The organism is Streptomyces incanus, assembly GCF_042656345.1.
In the GTDB taxonomy this organism is placed as follows: Bacteria; Actinomycetota; Actinomycetes; order Streptomycetales; family Streptomycetaceae; genus Streptomyces; species Streptomyces incanus.
Map to the genome: position 1 here is coordinate 75,866 of NZ_JBHSPC010000050.1, position 20,242 is coordinate 96,107.

At 71.6% G+C, this 20,242-nt stretch carries 18 protein-coding genes and 1 pseudogene; 14 read left to right on the forward strand and 5 right to left on the reverse strand.

All coding sequences use genetic code 11. The features are described 5' to 3' along the window. Positions 1-12: 12 nt before the first annotated feature. From ribH to ACFP2V_RS18925, 6 genes are all read left to right on the forward strand, one after another. Positions 13-498, forward strand: a complete 486-nt coding sequence (ribH, locus tag ACFP2V_RS18900) for a 6,7-dimethyl-8-ribityllumazine synthase (RefSeq protein WP_381213377.1) — start codon at positions 13-15, stop codon at positions 496-498. A 34-nt stretch (positions 499-532) separates the two neighbouring features. Next, entirely contained in the window at positions 533-805 is a 273-nt protein-coding gene (locus tag ACFP2V_RS18905; RefSeq protein ID WP_381213380.1) for a phosphoribosyl-ATP diphosphatase, read from the forward strand. A 56-nt stretch (positions 806-861) separates the two neighbouring features. Continuing rightward, on the forward strand, positions 862-1,719 hold the full coding sequence (gene hisG, locus ACFP2V_RS18910) for an ATP phosphoribosyltransferase (protein WP_381213383.1): 858 nt from the start codon (positions 862-864) through the stop codon (positions 1,717-1,719). Between the two features lie 25 nt (positions 1,720-1,744). Then, complete coding sequence (locus ACFP2V_RS18915) at positions 1,745-2,254, forward strand: PH domain-containing protein (protein WP_381213386.1); 510 nt, start codon at positions 1,745-1,747, stop codon at positions 2,252-2,254. A 269-nt stretch (positions 2,255-2,523) separates the two neighbouring features. Next, complete coding sequence (locus ACFP2V_RS18920; RefSeq protein WP_381213389.1) at positions 2,524-3,867, forward strand: hemolysin family protein; 1,344 nt, start codon at positions 2,524-2,526, stop codon at positions 3,865-3,867. Continuing rightward, positions 3,864-5,060 (forward strand): hemolysin family protein, encoded by a 1,197-nt coding sequence (locus tag ACFP2V_RS18925; protein ID WP_381213391.1) that lies wholly within the window; start codon positions 3,864-3,866, stop codon positions 5,058-5,060. The genes ACFP2V_RS18920 and ACFP2V_RS18925 overlap by 4 nt, the downstream gene beginning before the upstream one ends. 98 nt (positions 5,061-5,158) lie before the next feature. On the opposite strand, the gene ACFP2V_RS18930 is transcribed toward ACFP2V_RS18925, so the two are convergent. Further along, positions 5,159-7,030, reverse strand: coding sequence for an AAA family ATPase (locus tag ACFP2V_RS18930; RefSeq protein ID WP_381213394.1), 1,872 nt, complete (start codon positions 7,028-7,030; stop codon positions 5,159-5,161). Positions 7,031-7,458: 428 nt separating this feature from the next. Continuing rightward, complete coding sequence (locus tag ACFP2V_RS18935; RefSeq protein WP_381213397.1) at positions 7,459-8,079, reverse strand: hypothetical protein; 621 nt, start codon at positions 8,077-8,079, stop codon at positions 7,459-7,461. A 298-nt stretch (positions 8,080-8,377) separates the two neighbouring features. On the opposite strand from ACFP2V_RS18935, the gene ACFP2V_RS18940 reads away from it, so the two are divergent. The 3 genes from ACFP2V_RS18940 (at position 8,378) to ACFP2V_RS18950 (ending at position 11,139) form a co-directional block, all read left to right on the forward strand. Beyond that, positions 8,378-9,763, forward strand: coding sequence for a peptidase C39 family protein (locus ACFP2V_RS18940; protein WP_381213400.1), 1,386 nt, complete (start codon positions 8,378-8,380; stop codon positions 9,761-9,763). Between the two features lie 444 nt (positions 9,764-10,207). After that, positions 10,208-10,366, forward strand: coding sequence for an SCO1431 family membrane protein (locus tag ACFP2V_RS18945; protein WP_381213403.1), 159 nt, complete (start codon positions 10,208-10,210; stop codon positions 10,364-10,366). A gap of 116 nt (positions 10,367-10,482) precedes the next feature. Further along, positions 10,483-11,139 (forward strand): TetR/AcrR family transcriptional regulator, encoded by a 657-nt coding sequence (locus ACFP2V_RS18950; RefSeq protein ID WP_381213406.1) that lies wholly within the window; start codon positions 10,483-10,485, stop codon positions 11,137-11,139. A gap of 67 nt (positions 11,140-11,206) precedes the next feature. Here ACFP2V_RS18950 and ACFP2V_RS18955 read toward each other — a convergent pair. Further along, positions 11,207-12,471: pseudogene (locus tag ACFP2V_RS18955) on the reverse strand (glycoside hydrolase family 18 protein). Positions 12,472-12,767: 296 nt separating this feature from the next. Between ACFP2V_RS18955 and ACFP2V_RS18960 the strand changes: the two are divergent. After that, positions 12,768-13,943, forward strand: a complete 1,176-nt coding sequence (locus tag ACFP2V_RS18960; RefSeq protein WP_381213409.1) for an acyl-CoA dehydrogenase family protein — start codon at positions 12,768-12,770, stop codon at positions 13,941-13,943. A 517-nt stretch (positions 13,944-14,460) separates the two neighbouring features. Here the strand turns inward: ACFP2V_RS18960 and ACFP2V_RS18965 are convergent. Continuing rightward, on the reverse strand, positions 14,461-14,895 hold the full coding sequence (locus tag ACFP2V_RS18965) for a hypothetical protein (RefSeq protein WP_381213412.1): 435 nt from the start codon (positions 14,893-14,895) through the stop codon (positions 14,461-14,463). 270 nt (positions 14,896-15,165) lie between these two features. On the opposite strand from ACFP2V_RS18965, the gene ACFP2V_RS18970 reads away from it, so the two are divergent. From ACFP2V_RS18970 to fxsA, 4 genes are all read left to right on the forward strand, one after another. Further along, entirely contained in the window at positions 15,166-15,606 is a 441-nt protein-coding gene (locus ACFP2V_RS18970) for an Lrp/AsnC family transcriptional regulator (protein ID WP_042173992.1), read from the forward strand. A 112-nt stretch (positions 15,607-15,718) separates the two neighbouring features. Further along, positions 15,719-17,350, forward strand: coding sequence for an amidohydrolase (locus ACFP2V_RS18975; protein WP_381213415.1), 1,632 nt, complete (start codon positions 15,719-15,721; stop codon positions 17,348-17,350). 532 nt (positions 17,351-17,882) lie between these two features. After that, positions 17,883-18,767, forward strand: coding sequence for a polyprenol monophosphomannose synthase (locus ACFP2V_RS18980; RefSeq protein ID WP_381213418.1), 885 nt, complete (start codon positions 17,883-17,885; stop codon positions 18,765-18,767). Positions 18,768-18,875: 108 nt separating this feature from the next. Then, entirely contained in the window at positions 18,876-19,457 is a 582-nt protein-coding gene (gene fxsA / locus ACFP2V_RS18985) for an FxsA family membrane protein (RefSeq protein WP_381213421.1), read from the forward strand. Between the two features lie 161 nt (positions 19,458-19,618). Here the strand turns inward: fxsA and ACFP2V_RS18990 are convergent, their stop codons facing one another. Beyond that, positions 19,619-19,993, reverse strand: a complete 375-nt coding sequence (locus ACFP2V_RS18990) for an RNA polymerase-binding protein RbpA (protein WP_168489979.1) — start codon at positions 19,991-19,993, stop codon at positions 19,619-19,621. Between the last annotated feature and the right edge of the window lie 249 nt (positions 19,994-20,242).

Consider the following 20,242-nt stretch of genomic DNA (forward strand, 5'->3'; position numbering starts at 1 on the left):
CGAGGAGATTACGTGAGCGGCAAGGGTGCACCGGAACTGTCCGTACGCAACGTGGGGGACCTCCGCGTCGCCGTCGTCGCGGCACAGTGGCACGAGAAGGTGATGGACGGACTGGTCGACGGCGCCCTGCGCGCCCTGCACGACCTCGGCATCGACGAGCCGACCCTGCTGCGGGTCCCCGGCAGCTGGGAACTCCCGGTCGTCGCCAAGGTCCTCGCCGGACGCGGGTACGACGCGGTCGTCGCCCTCGGCGTCGTCATCCGGGGCGGCACGCCCCACTTCGAGTATGTGTGCCAGGGCGTCACCCAGGGACTCACCCAGGTCAGCACCGACACCGGCGTGCCCGTCGGCTTCGGCCTGCTCACCTGCGACACCGAGGAACAGGCGCTGGACCGCGCCGGACTGCCCGGCTCCACCGAGGACAAGGGGCACGAGGCGGTCACGGCGGCGGTGGCGACCGCGGCCACGCTGCGTTCGGTATCCGAACCCTGGCGGTGAGCAGTCCCCGACACCGCGTAAGGTGAGGACCACCATGTCCAAGAAGACGTTCGAGGAGCTCTTCACCGAGCTCCAGCACAAGGCCGCGCACGGCGACCCCGCCACCTCCCGCACCGCCGAACTGGTGGAAAAGGGCGTCCATGCCATCGGCAAGAAGGTCGTCGAGGAGGCTGCCGAGGTCTGGATGGCCGCCGAGCACGAGGGCAGGGAAGCGGCCGCCGAGGAGATCTCACAGCTGCTCTACCACGTCCAGGTGATGATGGTCGCCCGAGGCATCTCCCTCGACGACGTCTACGCCCATCTGTGAGCGCGGACAGCCCCTCCCACCCCTGATACGACAACACCGCAAAGGAAGCCGACCTCATGCTGCGTATCGCACTCCCCAACAAGGGTTCACTGGCAGGCCCTGCGGCGGAGATGCTGCATGAGGCCGGCTACCAGCAGCGTCGGGAGTCGAAGGAACTGAGGATCGTCGACCCGGTCAACGAGGTCGAGTTCTTCTACCTCCGTCCCCGCGACATCGCCATCTACGTCTCGTCCGGCCGCCTCGACATCGGCATCACCGGCCGCGACCTCCTGATCGACTCAGGCGCCGAGGCCGAGGAGATCCTGCCCCTCGGCTTCGCCCGCTCCACCTTCCGCTTCGCCGCCAAGCCCAGCGCCGCCAAGAGCGTCGCGGACCTGAACGGCAGCACGGTCGCCACCTCCTACGAGGGCATCGTCGCGCGGCACCTCGCCGACCAGGGCATCGACGCCTCCGTGGTCCACCTCGACGGTGCCGTCGAGACCGCCATCGAACTCGGCGTCGCCGAGGTCATCGCGGACGTGGTCGAGACCGGCACCTCCCTGCGCAACGCGGGCCTGGAGGTCATCGGCGAACCGATCATGATCTCCGAGGCCATCGTCATCCGCCGCACCGGGGCCGGGGCCGACGACACCGTCGAGTCCAAGGTGGGTCAGTTCCTGCGGCGCCTCCAGGGCGTCCTCGTCGCCCGCACCTACGTGATGATGGACTACGACTGCCGGGTCGAGCAGCTGGAGAAGGCCGTCGCGCTGACCCCCGGCCTGGAGTCCCCGACCGTGTCCCCGCTGCACAACGAGGGCTGGGTCGCCGTCCGCGCCATGGTTCCCTCCAAGGAGGCCCAGCGGATCATGGACGACCTCTACGACCTCGGCGCCCGCGCCATCCTCACCACGGCCATCCACGCCTGCCGTCTCTGACCCGGACCGATCCCGGAGCCGCACCATGCCGGACGCCACCCCCGACATCTCCCCGGATGCCACCCCGGGCACCCCGTCGGACCAACTGCCCGCTCTGCCCGTCACCTTCCGGCCGGGCCGGACCCGCGCGGTGCTGCTCTTCGCGGCCGTCGCACTCTTCGCGGCCCTCTCCCTGATCGCGCTGCTGCTGGAGCAGCTCACCCCGGGCGAGCGCCTCAGCTTCGTGTTCACCGCCGCCCTCCTGGCCGGAGTCCCGGTCCTGCTGGCGCGGCCGAGGGTCGACGCCGACGAGACGGGCGTCACCGTCGTCAACATCGTGACCCGGCGCCGGCTGGAGTGGGCCCAGATCCTTCAGGTGAACCTCCGTCCGGGTGACCCCTGGGTCTTCCTCGACCTCAGCGACGGCACCAGCCTGCCGGTGCTCGGCATCCAGCCGGGCATCGCCCGGGAGCGCGCCATCGCCGATGCGCGGGCCCTGCGGGCGCTCGCCGTGGCACGGACCACGACCACCGGCCCCGGGACCTCCCAAGGCTGATCCGGGAACACCTCGGGGACACGTCGGGGACACGTCGGGGTCGTCCACCCTGCCGCGGTCGCCCCTGTCTTGATTAATCTGTTGGGCACAGGCGCGACGACCGCGCCCTCGCCCCTGCCGCCCCGCCCGGTGCCCCAGGGGTTCCAGCTACCCGAGGAGTGACCCTCTCCGGCGATGGACGGATCGTCCTGCAGTACCTGCGCCGCCCCCTGTCGACAGAGCGCGAACCCGCTCCCCGAGGTCCGCGACCGTACACAAGCGGCGGCATCATGACCACCCCCCTGCTGCTCCTCACAGCCGCGTTCCTGCTGATTCTCGCCAACGGGTTCTTCGTGGCCGCCGAGTTCGGCCTGGTCACCGTCGAGAGGCCGGATGCCGAACAGGCCGCCGCCGGCGGCGACCGGCGCGCCCACCAGGTCGTCGAGTCACTCAAGGAGCTGTCCTTCCAGCTCTCCGGCACCCAGCTCGGTATCACCCTCACCTCCCTGGTCGTCGGCATGCTCGCCGAACCCGCACTCGCCGAACTGCTGCACGGTCCCATCACCGGCATCGGCGTCCCCACCGGCGCGGTCTCCACCGTCGCCGTGGTCATCGGCATGCTGCTGGCCTCCGCCGTGCAGATGGTCATCGGCGAACTCGTGCCCAAGAACTGGGCGGTGTCCCGCCCCCTGCAGGTCGCGCGGTTCGTCGCCGGCCCGCAGCGGGCCCTCGCCCGCGTGTTCCGCCCGGTCATCGCCGGGCTCAACGCCGTGGCCAACCGGCTCGTGCGCGCCCTGGGCATCGAGCCCACCGCGGAACTGGCCTCTGCCCGCAGCCCCGGCGAACTCGTCTCGCTGGCCCGGCACTCCGCGCGGGCCGGCGCCCTGGAACAGGACACCGCGGACCTCTTCGTACGGACCCTGTCCCTGGCCGGGCTGACCGCGCAGCACGTCATGACCCCGCGCGTGAAGGTCAGCGCCCTGCAGGACTCCGCGACCGCCGAGGACGTGGTGAACCTGACCCGGGCCACCGGCCTGTCCCGCTTCCCCGTCTACCGGGAGCGGATCGACGAGGTCGTCGGCATGGTCCACCTCAAGGACGCCCTCGCGGTGCCCCCGCCCGACCGGCTGCGCACCCCCGTCGGCGGCATCGCCCGCCCCGCGCTGCTCGTCCCCGAATCCCTGCCCGTACGGCCGCTGCTGGCGCGGCTGCGCAGCGGGCAGCCCATCGCGGTCGTGGTCGACGAGTACGGCGGCACGGCCGGTGTCGTCACTCTGGAGGACATCGTCGAGGAGCTGGTCGGCGAGGTCCTCGACGAACACGACGACCTGCTCGGCGAGGCGCCCGAGCCCGTCCCCGCTCCGCCGGAGGACGGCAGTCCCGCCTGGGACGTGGACGGCAGCGTTCGCGTCGACGTTCTGCTCCGCACAGGTCTCGACGTGCCCGACGGGCCCTACGAGACCGTCGCCGGCCTGGTCGCCGATCTGCTCGGCCGGATCCCGGCCGTCGGCGACCACGCGGAACTGCCCGGCTGGCGGCTTTCGGTGCGCCGCGTCGGACACAACCGTGCCGAGCACGTCCGCCTGGTCCGAGCAACCGAGGCGGCTCCGCCGCTCGTGGAGGCAGCCGGATGAGCCTGCTGCCACTCCTGTTCGCCGCGCTGCTCGTCCTCGCCAACGGCTTCTTCGTGGGCGCCGAGTTCGCGCTGGTCTCCGTACGCCGCAGCCAGATCGAACCGCTCGGCACCGCACGAGCCCGCCAGGTCCTGTACGGGCTCGAGCACCTGCCGCAGATGATGGCGGCGGCCCAGTTCGGCATCACCGTCTGCTCGCTGACCCTCGGCGCGGTCGCCGAACCGACGGTCGCCCGCCTGCTGGAGCCGGTCTTCGGACGGATGCATCTGCCGCACGGCATGATTCATCCGCTCGGATACGTCATCGCGCTCGCCGTCGTGGTCTTCTTCCACCTCGTCATCGGCGAGATGGTTCCGAAGAACCTCGCGATGGCGGCCCCGGAGAAGGTTGCGTTGTGGCTGAGCCCCGGACTGGTCTGGTTCGCCCGCCTGTGCAGACCCGTCACGGTGGCCCTCGGCGCCTGCGCCCAGGCCGTCCTGCGGGCCTTCCGCGTCGAGCCGAAGGACGAGATCGAGGCCGTCTTCACCAGCGAGCAGCTCAACCGGCTCGTCGAGAACGCCGGTCAGGCGGGCCTCCTCGACCCCGAGGAGGCAGAGCGCCTGGAGGACGCCCTGGAACTGGGCTCTCGTCCGGTGACGGACGTACTGCTGCCCCGCGAGTCACTGGTGACGGTCGGTCCCGAGGTCACCCCGGCCCGGATCGTGGAACTCACCGCCCGCACCGGGTACTCCCGGTTCCCGGTCGCCGCACCCGATGGCGCCTTCATGGGCTACCTGCACGTCAAGGACATACTCGACCTGGAGGAGCCCGACCGGGCGGTGCCGCAGCAGCTCTGGCGGCGCATGCCGACCCTCGGGCCCGAGGTCCCGCTCGACGACGCCCTCACCGTGATGCGCCGCGCCGCCACCCACCTCGCCCAGGTGGCCGACGCGTCCGGCCGGGTACGGGGCCTGGTGGCCCTGGAGGACGTCCTGGAACTGCTGGTGGGCGAGGTCCGGGACCCGGCGCACCGCGAGAGACCGGGCACGCGGGCGAACGGCGCGACGCGGCCCGGCACCGGATCGCGGCCGGGCCCCGGAACGCGTCCCGACACCGGATCACCGCCGGACAGCGGAGCGCAGTCCGGCACGGGGGCGGCTGTCAGGGGGACCGAACCCAGGAGCGGCGCCCGGAAGGGAACGCTCACCGGCTGACATCAGGAGCGCGCTACCCCGGGAGCAAGCACCGGAGTGCGTACCGGCGTATATGCCGGCGGGTGTGCCGGGCAGGAACCGTGGGGGACCCGTCGGTGTCACGCCGCCGGAGGGTCCTGCGGCCCCCGCCCGGACAACACCTCTCCGTACGCCTGCATCAGATCCGGCAGCCGCAGCGTCGCCAGGTCCTCCCGGGTCAGCGTGCCCGGATACGCCGGATACGCCGACAGCCGCAGATCCCGGTACGCGCAGCTCTTCTCGTACAAGGTCCGCAGGAAGCGCCCGTTGCCCAGCTCGTCGATCCACCCCTGGTCCACCACGTGCCCGGCGATGGACCGCAGTTCGTCCAGCGCCTCCTCGTCCCACAGGTCGCCGTTCTCGGCGGCCAGTACCTCGCCGATCGCGGTGAGTTCGAGGGGCCGGTAGGAGGGGAAATCGACGCGGGTGGTGAAACGTGAGGACAGACCAGGGTTGGCACCCAGGAGGCGGTCCATGCCCTCCGGGTAGCCGGCCAGTATGACCACCAGATGGTCGCGGTTGTCCTCGGCCCGCTTCAGCAGTACCTGGAGCGCCTCGTCGCCGTACGCGTCGCCCTTGCCGTAGCCGGAGTTGGAGAGTGCGTAGGCCTCGTCGACGAAGAGGACCCCGCCGAGCGCGGAGTCGATCAGTTCGTTGGCCTTCACCGCCGTCTGTCCCAGGTACTCGCCGACCAGATCGGCCCGCTGGGCCTCCACGAGATGATCGCCGCCGAGCAGCCCGAGGGCGTAGAAGACCCGGCCCAGGATGCGGGCCACCGTGGTCTTGCCGGTACCGGACGGCCCGGAGAAGACGAAGTGCCGTTTCGGCGGCTGCACCGGCAGCCCCTGCCCGGCCCGCAGCCGCGCCATGTTCAGCTGCGCCGACAACGCCTTGACCTGGCGCTTCACCGGTTCCAGGCCGACCATGCGCTCCAGCTCGGCGAGCGCTTCCTCCAGTAAGGCGGGATCGGTGGGGCCGGTCGGCAGTGGCGTCACCGGGTCACCCGTCCGCGCGCGCACCGAAGGGCCCGTGACCGGCGGCAGGGGCGCGGGCGGCGGATCCGGCTCGGACAGCATCAGATCGCGGCCCTCGGTGTCGAACAGCGGGTCGAGGGTGTCCGGCCCGTCCAGCAGATCCGCGCCCGCACCGCCGAGCCCGACCGCGCCGAGGTCGACACCGTCGTCGTAGCCGTCCCCCTCGGAGATGGCGGCGAGCCGGGCCGACGTGTCCATGAACGCGGGGTCGACCCGGTGCACGGCCCGGTACAGGGGGAGCGCTGCGGCACTGCGGCCGGTACCCTCGTGGGCGCGCGCCAGCCAGTAGCGCAGCTCCTTGCGCTGCGGCTGCTCGCTGCGGCAGCGCATCAGGGCCGCCGACAGCAGCGGTTCGGCCTGCCCGTACATCTCCAGACGCACCCGGGCCATCCCGCCGAACAGACCCGTCTCGATCCCGAGCAGCGGATCACCGTGCAGTGAGTCGGTGTGCCGGACCAACTGCTCCCAGTCCTTGACCAGATAGGCGCGGCAGGCGTGCAGGAAGCGGACCTGCGGGTCGGTGTCCACCGGAGGGAGCCCGGCAAGGGCGCGGTCCAGCTCGGGGACATGGCGGCCGTCCAGCCAGTGGGAGGCGTGCGCGAGCAGCAGATCGCGCGGGCTCTCCAGCACCGGCTGTACCCACCAGCCGAGCCAGTACCAGGAGTTGAGGGTGCGGCGGTGCCGGGCGCGCTGTTCGCCGAAACGGTCCCGGTGCCGGAACATCCGCAGCAGCGAGGCCGTCGTGTCGACGCGCAGCGCGTGCAGCCCGAGCCAGCCGTCCGCCATCCCCGGGTCGATCCGCACCGCGGCCCGGAACTCCTCCTCGGCCTGTGGATAGGCGCCCATCGTGTAGGCGTCCACGCCCCGCAGCCAGGCGAGGTCGGCAGGGGCCTGCGGGCCCTGCGTGCCGAAGTCCATCACGTCCCCCACAAACCGTGCCCCGTCGGTATGCCTTACCGGCCCTCGCCCGCCGGCTGCCCTGGGGCGAACCGCTGTGCCGCGGACCGGAGTTGCACGGTGCGCGAAGCAGCGTCCGTAGGTCGCACCGAAGGCATCGTACCTGCGGCGCCGCGACCTCCGTAGGGGGCCGTACCCGCAGCGGGACGACAGGGGGAAGGAGAGCGTCCGCACCCACTGTGACCGAGGGTGATCGTCATATGCCGCTCGGCGTCCGAAAGGGGTGAAGAAGGCAGAACGAAGCCCCCGATCACGGGGGAACAACCGGGGGCTTCGCGTCTGCGGGCGGCTCCGAACGGCCGCACGTTGAGAACGTAAGACCTGTACGGCCCCCGGTCAAGCGGAGTCGGAGCACTCCGGCGACTTGCACGGAGAGGGCCTTCACAAGTTCAACACACTGCGGATGGCCCGTCACCGTGTGTGAGGGGCTGGTTCGGATCAGCGGCTCCGGCAGGCCCGGGAAGCACCTCATATCCCTTCCCGCGCTCCCGAACCAACTCGTCGGCGAAGGGGCGTGACGGGTCGTCGGCGAAGTGCCGCTGCTCCGCCCCGACCCAACCGTCCCAGAAGTCCCGCTGCTCCTCCCCGTCCCGCGCCCGCCCCCGCGACCAGGAGGCCTCCGCGGGCAGATCCATCCACAGCAGCAGCGCCAGATACGGCCGCAGTGCCCGCCGCCCCGCGCCGACGCCCTCGACGACGACCACCGGGGCGGGCGGCAGCGGGCGCGGCGGCCCGAAGGCGCGGGCCCGCCAGTCATAGGGGGTGTAGGACGCCTGCTCGCCGCGGCCGAGCGGACCGATCACCTGGTTCAGCAGCCGCCCGGTCCAGCCGAACAGCTCCTCATGGCTGGCGATGTCGTCGAGCCGCAGCACGGGGGCGCCGTCCAGCGCGTCGGCCAGCCGCCCGGCGAACGTGGACTTCCCGGAGCCGGCGTGCCCGTCGACAGCGACCAGCCGGACCGGACCGCAGGAGGGGGCGAGCCGGCGAATGCGGGAGACGAGATCGTGCATGACTGGTTCCGGGGTGAGGGGAGTCGGGACGGGGAGAGACGGTGACGGAGTCTCACTCTAGGACCTGCCGCCCTCCCGGAACGATCCGCACAGCCGAACCGCCGACTGCCGCCGCGCATGTCATTGGTCGAGTCCGATGACGGTCGGCGCGGCACGGTTCGGGGTGCTGGCGGGGCCCGCCCCTGTGCGTCCATAGTGGGCGGGCCCCGCTCCACCCGGTGGACGCGGACCGTCCGGCCCGCGTCCACCGGGTGGAGCGACTCCGAGTCCGACTCCGACACCTGGGGGTCCTTCACCCATGAACAGAGCCGAACAGCCGTCCCGCAGAACCCTCCTGGCGGCGGTCGCCGCCGCAGCCGTCGCGTCGAGCGCGGGCCCGGGGTCCGCCCACGCCGCGACCGGCCGGTCCGCCGGCTCGGCGGGCGGCTCCGCGGACCCCGAAGCGGCCGCGGCCCGCAACGTCGACAACCGGGCCTGGACCTCGTACGGCGACTGGCGCGCCGGCAGCGCCGAGGGCACCCGCGCCGTCGCGGGCGTCCGCCCCGGCCTGGTGATCGCGAAGGCGGCCGGCACCACCGACTACATCGATCCGCACACCGGCCGCACTGCCGCATGGGAGCACGCGACCTGGACCTCGCCCGTCCACCGGCTCGCCGTGCCGGCGACGGAGGCCATCGTCTCCTGGAACGCGCGCACCCCCGATGGCACCTGGATCCAGGCCGAGTTGCAGGGCACGTACACGGACGGCACCGACACACCCTGGTACGTGATGGGCCGCTGGGCGGCCGGTGACCAGGACATCCGGCGCACCTCGGTCGACGACCAGCGCGACGGCCGCAGCACGGTGTGGACCGACACCCTCGCCGTCGACGACGCGGCCTCGGGCCTGCGCCTGCTCTCGTACCGGCTGCGGCTGACCCTCCACCGCCGTCCCGGTACCTCGCTCACCCCAACCGTGTGGCGGCTCGGTGCGATGGGTTCCGACGTCCCCGACCGCTTCACCGTCCCGGCGTCCACGCCCGGCCCGGCCCGTGAGCTGATCGTCCCGCGCTACTCGCAGGAGATCCACAAGGGCCAGTACCCGGAGTACGACAACGGCGGCGAGGCCTGGTGCAGTCCGACCTCCTCGCAGATGATCGTCGAGTACTGGGGCGGACGGCTCACCGAGGAGCAACTGGCCTGGGTCGACCCGTCCTACGCCGACCCGCAGGTGTGCCACGCGGCCCGCCACACCTATGACCACCAGTACGCGGGTTGCGGCAACTGGCCGTTCAACGCGGCCTACGCGGCCACTTTCGAGGGCCTCCAGGGCGTCGTCACCCGGCTCGGCTCGCTGACCGACCTGGAGACACTGATCGCGGCGGGCATCCCGACCATCACGTCCCAGTCCTTCCGCGAGGAGGAACTGACCGGAGCGGGGTACGGCACCGCCGGGCACCTCATGACCGTGATCGGCTTCACTCCCGACGGCGACGTCATCGCCAACGACCCCGCCTCCCCGGACAACGCGTCGGTCCGCCGCGTCTACCGGCGCCGCGAATGGGAGAACATCTGGCTGCGGACGAAGCGATACGACGCAAACGGGCAGGTCAGAGGGGGGACAGGCGGAGTCTGTTACATCTTCTGGCCCGTCAACTCAACACCACGTCAGCAGCGCGTTCTGCGGTCACTCGGACTGGCCTGACCATGTGAGGCCCCATGGCCGCCTCGACGACCGCAGGCTGGACGGCGGCATCGCCCCGGCCCGGCTGCTCGCCCGCTCCCGGGCGGTGATCCCGGTGCCGGGGCCGGCCGCCCGGTTCCCATCCAGGACTCGGCTCAGGCTGCGGAGCTCAAGCTGGGCGCGGAGGAGCCGGGGCAGCTCGGGACCGCTCTGCCGGGCTGAATGCCCGCGCCTTTGGGCATGGCCGGACGGTGTACCGGCACCCAGGAGCCGTACGACTCGGCACCTGGGCTGAACCGGTCCGTGCGGCGGGCTCCGTCCGGTCGTCCGACGGCCGTCGGAGGGCCCGCCGCACCGTACCGGCGCGTACCGTGTGACCAAGTTCTCGGCGGCAAAAGCCGCTCACGGTGGCAAGGTGGACAGCGCCGTGGGGGAGTCCACGGCCCCCGAGACCAGCGAGAAGCCATGACCGCGAACGCAGCCACCGTCACCGCCCCTGCCGCCGTCCCCGGTGCCCGCACCGGGGGCCCTCGGGAGGACGGCCCGAAGATCCTCGAGCACGTCATGGGATGGACCCTCGTCGTGGTCGTCGCGATGTTCGTGACGCAGCTCGGACTCCTCTGACCTTCGGGCCGCTCCGGTCTTCGGACTGCTTCGGCCTCCGGACCGCTCCGACCTGCCGCGAGGGCCGACCTGCCATACTGCGGATGTCCCGTCCTCCGCAGGAAGCCAGGTCAGGATTGAATATCAGTCAGCAATCTGCCGTGCGCCCCGGAGCGCGCGGCACCGAGCGTTCGCTGGCACGTCGTGCCGAACTCATCGCCATCGGCCGGAAACTGTTCGCCGACACGTCGTACGACGCGCTCTCCATGGACGACATCGCGCGTCAGGCGCATGTTGCCAAGGGGCTGATCTACTACTACTTCCACTCCAAGCGGGGCTACTACCTCGCCATCATCCGGGACTCGGTCGACGGCCTGGTCGCCTTCGCCGCGGGTGGTGTCGAGCTGCCGCCCGCCCAGCGGGTGCACCGCACCGTCGACAGCTATCTGCGCTACGCCGAGCACAACCAGGCCGCGTACCGCACGATCGTCAGCGGCGGCGTCGGCTTCGACGCCGAGGTGCACGCCGTCCGGGACGGGGTGCGCGAGGCGATCGTCGCGACCATCGCCGAAGGCGCTTACGGGACCGTCGACATCACGCCCGTGGCGCGGATGGGCCTGTTGTCCTGGGTCTGCAGCGTCGAGGGCGCCACCCTCGACTGGATCGACCGCCCCGGGCTGCCCCGCGAGACCATGTGCGAGCTGCTGGTGAAGACGCTCGGCGGAGCCATGCGCGCCATCGAGGAACTGGACCCCGCGCACCCGGCCCCGGAGCCCGCCCGGCGCGACGCCTGACCACGGGCGCCGCGCCGGGGGTGGAGGTCCCCCCGTGGGACCTCCACCCCGGCGCACCCGCCCGTGGTCACCTGATCGCGCCGATCGGTTCACCGTTCACGGTGTCGCCGCTCAGCTCCCGGAAGAACGTGCCGGCGAGACCTTGCTGGTCCTTGTAGTCCATTTTGGTCGCGACGGTGGCCGGGGTGTCGTAGCTCCACCAGTCGTTGCCGCACTTGGCGTCGGCGGTACCGCCGACGGTGCCGGCCGCCGGGCACTTTTCCTTGAGTACCTTGTAGTCGTCGATGCCCGGCTCGTACGTACCCGTCGCCGGACCGGTCGCGGTGCCACCGGGCTCGGACTGCGTGACGCCCGTCCAGCCGCGGCCGTAGAAGCCGATGCCGAGCAGCAGCTTGGAGGCCGGGATGCCGAGGCCCTTGAGCTTCGCGAGGGTCGCCGCGGTGTGCGTGTCGGCCTTCGGGATGCCGTCGTAGGTGGTCAGCGGTGAGTGCGGGGCGGCGGGGCCGGCGGTGTCCCAGGCGCCGGAGAAGTCGTACGTCATCGGGTTGTACCAGTCGACGTATCCGGCGGCGCCGGCGTAGTCCGCCGCGTCGGTCCTGCCGCCGGCCGTGGCGTCGGCGGTGATCGCCGAGGTGAGACCAGGTTGCCGGAGCCGAACCTGGCGCGCAGCGCGGACATCGGCTCCGTGAAGGACTCCCGGCCACTGGTGTCACAGGAGGCGCCGCAGGCGTTCGGGTACTCCCAGTCGATGTCGATGCCGTCGAAGACGTCGGCCCACTTCGGGTTCTCGACCAGGTCGTAGCAGGACTGGGCGAACGCGGCCGGGTCCTTCGCGGCCTCGCCGAAGCCGCCGGACCAGGTCCGGCCGCCGAACGATTACAGCACCTTCAGATCGGGGTGCTTCTGCTTCAGCTCGAGCAGCTGGTTGAAGGTGCCGCGCAGCGGCTGGTCCCAGGTGCCGGCCACGCCGTCGGCGGACTCGGCGGCTGTGGAGGCCCGCTCGGTGGCCGCGTAGTCGTCGCCCCTCGCGCATGTGCCGCCGGTGACGTTGCCGAAGGCGTGGTTGATGTGCGTGAGCTTGTTCGCGGAGCCCGAGGTCTCGATGTCCTTGACGTGGTACACGCGGTCGTAGGTGCCCTATTCGGTGAAGTACCCGATGACCTTGGAACCTGCGGCGGCCTCCTGAGCCGGGGTCGCCGCGGAGGTCGAGGTGCCCGCACCGGCGAGCAGTCCGGCGCCGAGCGCGGCGGCGCAGGCGGCGGACACGAGCGCCCGCAGAGGGCGGTGGGGGGGATCGCATCCGGTGTGTCTCCTCGTGGGGAGGGGAAACATGAGTCGCTTGGCATGAACGCGGTGAATCGGTGGAGCGAAACAGTAGGAGGACTAGACCAGTGTGGTCAATGGTGCGGACCAGTTTCAGCATCCGGGAAATTCTTTGAGTAAGCGGTCGTTAACAAGTGACGTGCCCTGCTCGATCGGGCATACTCACAGCTCACAGCGGCTGGCCGGCTGCCTCCGAGACCCGGAGGCCGATCCCTTGGCCAGGCGCCGGAACGACCCCGGCGGAGCCGCCCCCAACCCGAGGTGCAGAGCCGCCGACGTGCCCGAACAGGGAGGAGAGCGTCGCCATGTCCGACCACGCCCCGCAGCCGGTGGACCGGCAACTGCCCACGGACGAGGCGCGGGACCTGATCTCGCTCGTCCGCGACATCACGCAGCGCGAGATCGCACCGAAGGCGGCAGAGGAGGAGGGCGAGGCCCGCTTCCCGCGCGAGGCCTTCACCCTGCTCTCCGAAGCCGGACTGCTCGGCCTGCCCTACGACTCCGTGTACGGCGGCGGGGACCAGCCGTACGAGGTCTACCTCCAGGTCCTCGAGGAGCTTGCCGCGGCCCGTCTGACCGTCGGCCTCGGGGTCAGCGTGCACACCCTCGCCTGCTACGCGCTCGCCGCCCACGGCACCGAGGAGCAGCAGGCCGAGTACCTGCCGGCGATGCTCGGCGGGGGCCTGCTCGGCGCCTACTGCCTCTCCGAGCCGTCCTCCGGGTCGGACGCGGCCTCACTGCGCACCAAGGCGGTGCGTGAAGGCGGGGGAGACTGGGCGCTCACCGGCACCAAGGCGTGGATCACGCACGGCGGCATCGCGGACTTCTACACCGTCATGGCCCGCACCGGCGAGGAGGGCCCGCGCGGAATCACCGCGTTCATGGTCCCCGGCGACGCCGAAGGGCTGAGCGCGGCCGCACCGGAGAAGAAGATGGGTATGAAGGGCTCGCCCACCGCGCAGGTCCACTTCGACGGCGTACGGGTCTCCGACGACCGGCGGATCGGCGAGGAGGGGCAGGGCTTCGCGATCGCCCTGTCTGCGCTGGACGGCGGACGGCTCGGCATCGCGGCCTGCGCGATCGGCCTGGCGCAGGCCGCGCTCGACGAGGCGCTCGGTTACGCCTCCGCGCGACGGCAGTTCGGGCGGCCGATCGCCGATTTCCAGGGGCTGCGGTTCATGCTCGCGGACATGGCCACACAGATCGAGGCCGGGCGCGCGCTGTATCTCGCGGCGGCCCGACTACGGGACACCGGGCGGCCGTTCGCCAAGCAGGCGGCCATGGCGAAGCTGCACTGCACCGACACGGCGATGCGGGTCACCACCGACGCCGTCCAGATCCTCGGCGGCTACGGCTACACCGTGGACTTCCCGGCCGAGCGCTATATGCGCGAGGCCAAGGTCCTGCAGATCGTCGAGGGAACGAACCAGATCCAGCGCATGGTCATCGCCCGCCATCTCGCGGGGCCGCAGACGAGCTGAACCGACCGAGTCCCCGCCAGGGCGCCGCGAGCCGGGCCCACTCCGGGTCGTGCCGTCCGGGCAGGGCGCGGCCCTTGTCGGCCCAGACCCGCATCAGTTCCCGGTAGATCGGCGGATCCGGCAGCTGGGGTGGTGGCAGCGGCGCCGCGGGTGCGGTCAGCGCCGCGACCGCGGTGCGGACCATGGGCTGCGGTGCGGGCTGAGGTTCGGGTGGCGGGACGAGGGCAAGTCGTTGACGCCCGGTCGTCGAGCGCGTGGGGGTCGTCATACCTGGGCAACGCGGGAGCGACCGGGCAGGTCACCGACCGCCCGAATAGTGTGTGCGTTCGCGGCCGACCGGATGGGTGGCCGGACGGAAGGATGGCCGGACGGCCCGGCTTCCGGCGGCGCACCGCGTAGTGCCGGTCGCGGTGCGCGCGGCGGGCGTGACGCACGTGCCGGTACGCCGGGTGCCTTCGGTGGGCGTCCGTGGGCCGTTCGGCGCCGGACGGGGCGGCCAAGGGTGGGCAGGGGCGGCTCAGGCCGCGTGGCGCCGCATGGCGGGGACCCTCATCGGGCGCGAAGCCGGACCCCCGACGTGCGAGAACGGCTGGGTGCGCCAGTCGAGCCCCTGAGGGAGCGTCAGCAGCAGGGCGGTGTCCTGCTCCTGGGGTACGGCGGACTCGTCCGCCGGCCGGGCGTCGTCGGCGCTGCGGCCCGTACCGGCGCAGACCGTCAGCCCGAACGGGTTCCACGGCGTGGCGCACAGCGCGTGCTCCGGCAGGACCTCCTCGTCCGCGAGCAGGGCGATTGGCTGCGCGCAGTCCGGGCACACGACCCGGTACATCTCGAAGGTGTCGTACGCGTCGAGTTCGTCGTCGAGCGCGTCGGGATCGACGTACTCCGGGACGAGTTCGACGACCGGCTGCTGCCGCTTGGGCGTGCTGCGGCCAGGACGCTTAAGACTCTGCATGGGTTCTCCCCCTCGGGCTGGGCCGTGAAGGCGCTGCGGCCTCGACCACAGCAAGCACTTCCCGTCCTCCGTCGGGGGTAATCACGAGGACATCACGGAGACCGTTCGAAAGGTGTGGTGTTCGTCACATGCCGACCATAGGTGCCCCCGCGACGGCTTTGTCCCCCGCCCCGCCCGGCCCGGGACGGGCACCCGGCACATCACGAACCGGCCATGGCCTGGACAGTTCAGGTATCCGACGGGATCAACGGCACTGTAGGTTCTTGCGCCATGGAGGAGCTGGACCGACAGATCGTGCAGCTGCTCGTCAAGGACGGGCGGATGAGCTACACAGACCTGGGCAAGGCCACGGGCCTGTCCACGTCGGCCGTGCACCAGCGGGTGCGCAGACTGGAACAGCGTGGCGTCATCCGCGGCTATGCCGCAGTTGTCGACCCGGATGCCGTCGGCCTGCCCATGACCGCCTTCATCTCGGTCAAGCCGTTCGACCCCAGCGCCCCCGACGACATCGCGGACCGCCTCGCCGGCGTACCCGAGATCGAGGCCTGCCACAGCGTCGCGGGCGACGAGAACTACATCCTCAAGGTGCGCGTGGCCACCCCGCACCAACTGGAGGAACTGCTCGCGCGGGTGCGCTCGCTGGCGGGTGTCTCCACCCGGACGACCGTGGTCCTGTCCACGCCGTACGAGGCCCGGCCGCCGCGCGTCTGAAACCGTCACCCGCGCGGGAGCGTCGGCGTGCGCGGGCCTATAGGGCGCACCCAGGACGTGAGCAGCGGCCCTGGGTGCGGGCCGGGTCCTCCGAGGGGCGAGACTGTGGGCCATGAGTGAACGCACCGCCCCACCGCACACAGAACCGTCGCGCACCGTCCTGCTCCGCCGCGGAGAGGTCCACAGTCCCGCCGACCCCTTCGCCACCGCGATGGTCGTCGAGGGCGGTCAGGTCGCCTGGGTCGGTTCCGAGGGTGCCGCCGACTCCTTCACGGACGGGGTGGACGAGGTGATCGACCTCGACGGGGCGCTGGTCACCCCGGCGTTCACCGACGCTCATGTGCACACCACGGCCACCGGACTGGCGCTCACCGGCCTCGATCTGTCCGAGGCGCCTTCCCTGGAGGCCGCATTGGCCCGGGTGCGGGAGTTCGCCGTCGCCCGACCGGCCGACAGGGTCCTGCTCGGCCACGGCTGGGACGCCGCCCGCTGGCCCGGCGGTCGTCCACCGACCCGCGCCGAACTCGACGCGGCCACCGGCGGGCGCCCCCTGTACCTCAGCCGGATCGACGTCCACTCCTCGGTGGTCAGCACCGCGCTGCTCGACCTCGTCGCCCGCGAGGCCGCCGGCGAGATCACCCGCGAGGACGGGCCTCTCACCGGCGACGCCCATCACGCCGTACGCGCCGCCGCCCTGGGCGCCGTCACGCCCGCCCAGCGCACCGAGGCCCAGCGCGCCGCGCTGGCGCACGCCGCCTCGCTCGGCATCGGCACCGTCCACGAGTGCGGCGGCCCGGAGATCTCCTCCGAGGACGACTTCACCGGCCTGCTGCGGCTCGCCGCCGAGGGCCCCGGCCCGCGTGTCGTCGGCTACTGGGCCGAGCGGAACGTCGCCAAGGCGCGCGACCTGGGCGCGGCCGGCGCCGCGGGCGACCTGTTCGCCGACGGCGCCCTCGGCTCGCACACCGCGTGCCTGCACGCCCCGTACGCCGACGCCGGCCACACCGGCACCGCCCACCTGGACGCCGCCGCGATCGCCGCCCACGTCGTCGACTGCACCGAGGCGGGCCTCCAGGCGGGCTTCCACGCCATCGGCGACGCCGCCGTCGCCGCGGTGACCGGGGGAATGCGCGCCGCCGCCGAGAAGGTCGGGCTCGACCGCATCCGCGCCGCCCGGCACCGCGTCGAGCATGCCGAGATGCTCACCCCCTCGACCATCGCCGCCTTCGCGGAACTCGGCCTGACCGCCTCCGTCCAGCCCGCCTTCGACGCCCTCTGGGGCGGTGAGGACGGCATGTACGCCCGGCGCCTGGGCACGGAGCGGGCCCGCACCCTGAACCCCTTCGCGGCCCTGCTGCGCGCCGGTGTCCCGCTCGCCTTCGGCTCCGACAGTCCGGTCACCCCTCTCGACCCGTGGGGCACCGTCCGGGCTGCAGCCTTCCACCGCACGCCGGAGCACCGGGTCTCCGTGCGCGCCGCGTTCACCGCGCACACACGCGGCGGCTGGCGGGCGATCGGGCGCGACGACGCGGGCGTCCTGGTGCCGGGCGCGCCCGCCGACTACGCCGTCTGGCACACCGGTGCTCTCGTGGTGCAGGCACCCGACGACCGGGTGGCACGCTGGTCCACCGACCCCCGCTCCGGCACCCCCGGCCTGCCGGACCTGACCCCGGGCGGTGACCTGCCCGTCTGCCGGCGAACGGTGGTCGGCGGACGTACGGTCTTCGTACGGCCGGGCGAGTGACCTACGTCGGCCGCCCGGTGACGATCATGCGGTGTGCCCCCGTCGTGCGACCTGCGTATCCTCCCGCTGACCAGGCATGAGAACCACATTGCGCAGGTCGAGCGGTTGTTGACGGACAGTGGCGGGGGGCCGGCAGGTTCGGCCGGGGCCACCGATGCCCGAGCGGGGAACTTCCGCTCACTCGCGGCGGCGCCCGCCGCCGGGTCAGGGACGGTGCGCCGCACGGTCCCTCGCCACTGGGAGCCGGCTCGGCGTCGGCGCGGCGCCGAAGGAACGTTCCGGTGGCCGGGAAGACGTGACCCCGAGGCCCGGTCGCTCGGTGGACAACGGCTTCAGGTCGACTCGCAGCCGGCGGGTCCCAGGTCGGCCCGAAGGGCGCCGGGCCCCTCCGCCGTACACGGAATGGCACGTTGCTGCCCGATCCTCACAAGACCCTCGGGAACCAACAGCGCCATATGAACGTCCTTTCACGTCGTCGCAGGTTGTTGTGACCACTATGGTGGGACCCTGCACAGGAGATGAAGGGGCTGCAGTGAACGACGGCGACGGGACCCGCGCGGCGGAGGCCCAGGGGAGGACTTTCGGCCCGCTCGGCAAGGCTTTGGTGATCATTCCGACCTACAACGAGGCGGAGAACATCAAGGCGATCGTCGGCCGGGTACGCAAGGCCGTTCCCGAGGCGGACGTTCTCGTGGCCGACGACAACAGCCCCGACGGCACCGGCGCGCTCGCCGACGAAATGGCCGCCGAGGACGACCAGGTCCAGGTGTTGCACCGCAAGGGCAAGGAGGGCCTGGGCGCCGCCTACCTCGCGGGCTTCCACTGGGGCGCGGAGCACGGCTACGGCGTACTGGTCGAGATGGACGCCGACGGCTCCCACCAGCCCGAGGAACTGCCCCGTCTGCTCACCGCGCTCAAGGGCGCCGACCTGGTGCTCGGTTCACGCTGGGTGCCCGGTGGCCGGGTGGTCAACTGGCCCAAGTCCCGTGAGTACATCTCGCGCGGCGGCAGCCTCTACTCGCGCGTGGCGCTCGATCTGCCGCTGCGCGACATCACCGGCGGCTTCCGCGCGTTCCGGCGCGAGACCCTGGAGGGGCTCGGCCTGGACGAGGTGGCCTCCCAGGGCTACTGCTTCCAGGTCGATCTCGCCCGTCGCGCGGTCAAGGCCGGCTACCACGTCGTCGAGGTGCCCATCACCTTCGTCGAGCGGGAACTCGGCGATTCGAAGATGAGCCGCGACATCCTCGTCGAGGCGCTGTGGCGGGTCACGGCGTGGGGCGTGAGGGAGAGGGTCGGCAAGGTCCTCGGACGCGAGGACGACAAGCAGGCCGGGCAGCCGCCGAGCGAGTGGGCGGAGCAGGCTGCCGGGCCGCCGGAGGCCGAGCGGTCCGGACATACGGAGCAGGTCAAGCCGTAGGACCGGTCTGTCCGTTCGGACTGTCCCGGCGTCGCGCGTTTCTGAGGGCCCGCTGTTCCGGAGGACCCGCTTATCCCGTACTGAGCCGGCATTCGGCACACTGGGAGTATGACGACTGGCGCTCAGACCCCGAACCCCGCCCGGCCCCGGCGTTCCAGGCTGCGTACCTTCCTGCCGCTCGGCGTCGCCGCGTGGCTGGTGCTGGAGATCTGGCTGCTCACGGTCGTCGCCGGGGCGTCGAACGGGCTGGTGGTCTTTCTGGTGCTGCTGGCCGGTCTGGTTCTCGGCTCGGTGGTCGTCAAGCGGGCCGGCCGGCGCGCCTTCAAGAGCCTCACCGAGACGCTGCAACAGCAGCAGAACGGCATGCTGACCGAGCCGCGGCCGAACAGCGAGGGCAACGGCCTGATGATGCTGGGCGGACTGCTGCTGATCATCCCCGGCCTGGTCTCCGACGCGGTCGGTCTGCTCCTGCTCGTGCCCCCGGTCCAGAAGGCCGTGAGCCGCTACGCCGAGCGCACCCTCGAGCACAAGCTCCGCGAGGCCGCCCGGGGCTCCCTGGGCGATGTCTTCCAGCAGGCGCGTATCCACCGGCCCGACGGCAAGGTCGTCCAGGGCGAGGTGATCCGGGACGAGCCAGGGGCCACGCCGGACGACTTCCCGCAGGGGCCCCGCCCGCCGCTCTCCCGCTGAGAGTCACTGAGAGCCGCCGAGGATCGAGAGCCGCAGGGGCACCGGGCGCCGACAGACCGGCCGGACGCACAGAGGACCGCGGGCGCCGTACCTATAGGTACGGCGCCCGCGGTCCTCTGTGCTGCTGTGCTGAGTTCTCCCGCCCGGATCCTTCGCCGGGATCAAGCCGACTTTCGGCTGTCCCGGGGATGAACCGCAATGTTCATCGCACCGGAGCGCAGAACGGCGAGACGCTCCTCGAGAACCTCTTCGAGTTCCTCTCGGGTACGTCGCTCCATCAGCATGTCCCAATGCGTACGCGCGGGCTTGGCCTTCTTTTCCTCGGGGCCGTCGCCGTCAACCAGGAGTGCCTGGGTACCGCAGACCTTGCACTCCCACTCCGGCGGGATCTCCGCCTCGACCGAGAAGGGCATCTCGAAGCGGTGCCCCTTCTCGCATGCGTACTCCACGGCCTGGCGCGGGGCCAGGTCGATGCCGCGGTCCGTCTCGTAGCTGGTCACCACGAGGCGCGTGCCGCGAAGAGCTCGCTCACTCATGAATCGTGCCTCCCGGGCTTGTCGCCCACAGGACAGGTGTCGCTGTCGTCGTCATCCGGTCAACGTCCGGTCGGCGGTAAAGATTCCCGTTCCGGGCCATGTGTCGCCGTCGTAGCCGCAGCCTTCTCAACCAGTGCAGTACCCACCGGCGCCCGGTTTGTCACACCTGATGACAGGTATGACACAGCGTTTCGGCATATTTGACGCGCAGTAACGGTACCCCTGGCAGGCCAAACGCGTACACTACCG

What these genes read in the sequence shown, in the direction of transcription:
- ACFP2V_RS18915 (WP_381213386.1), top strand. Translation starts at nt 1,745, where the DNA reads ATGCCGGACGCCACCCCCGACATCTCCCCGGATGCCACCCCGGGCACC.
- ACFP2V_RS18925 (WP_381213391.1), top strand. Translation starts at nt 3,864, where the DNA reads ATGAGCCTGCTGCCACTCCTGTTCGCCGCGCTGCTCGTCCTCGCCAAC.
- ACFP2V_RS18945 (WP_381213403.1), top strand. Translation starts at nt 10,208, where the DNA reads ATGACCGCGAACGCAGCCACCGTCACCGCCCCTGCCGCCGTCCCCGGT.
- ACFP2V_RS18960 (WP_381213409.1), top strand. Translation starts at nt 12,768, where the DNA reads ATGTCCGACCACGCCCCGCAGCCGGTGGACCGGCAACTGCCCACGGAC.
- fxsA (WP_381213421.1), top strand. Translation starts at nt 18,876, where the DNA reads ATGACGACTGGCGCTCAGACCCCGAACCCCGCCCGGCCCCGGCGTTCC.
- ACFP2V_RS18920 (WP_381213389.1), top strand. Translation starts at nt 2,524, where the DNA reads ATGACCACCCCCCTGCTGCTCCTCACAGCCGCGTTCCTGCTGATTCTC.
- ACFP2V_RS18905 (WP_381213380.1), top strand. Translation starts at nt 533, where the DNA reads ATGTCCAAGAAGACGTTCGAGGAGCTCTTCACCGAGCTCCAGCACAAG.
- ACFP2V_RS18975 (WP_381213415.1), top strand. Translation starts at nt 15,719, where the DNA reads ATGAGTGAACGCACCGCCCCACCGCACACAGAACCGTCGCGCACCGTC.
- hisG (WP_381213383.1), top strand. Translation starts at nt 862, where the DNA reads ATGCTGCGTATCGCACTCCCCAACAAGGGTTCACTGGCAGGCCCTGCG.
- ACFP2V_RS18930 (WP_381213394.1), bottom strand. Translation starts at nt 7,030, where the DNA reads ATGGACTTCGGCACGCAGGGCCCGCAGGCCCCTGCCGACCTCGCCTGG.
- ACFP2V_RS18965 (WP_381213412.1), bottom strand. Translation starts at nt 14,895, where the DNA reads ATGCAGAGTCTTAAGCGTCCTGGCCGCAGCACGCCCAAGCGGCAGCAG.
- ACFP2V_RS18990 (WP_168489979.1), bottom strand. Translation starts at nt 19,993, where the DNA reads ATGAGTGAGCGAGCTCTTCGCGGCACGCGCCTCGTGGTGACCAGCTAC.
- ACFP2V_RS18970 (WP_042173992.1), top strand. Translation starts at nt 15,166, where the DNA reads ATGGAGGAGCTGGACCGACAGATCGTGCAGCTGCTCGTCAAGGACGGG.
- ACFP2V_RS18940 (WP_381213400.1), top strand. Translation starts at nt 8,378, where the DNA reads ATGAACAGAGCCGAACAGCCGTCCCGCAGAACCCTCCTGGCGGCGGTC.
- ACFP2V_RS18935 (WP_381213397.1), bottom strand. Translation starts at nt 8,079, where the DNA reads ATGCACGATCTCGTCTCCCGCATTCGCCGGCTCGCCCCCTCCTGCGGT.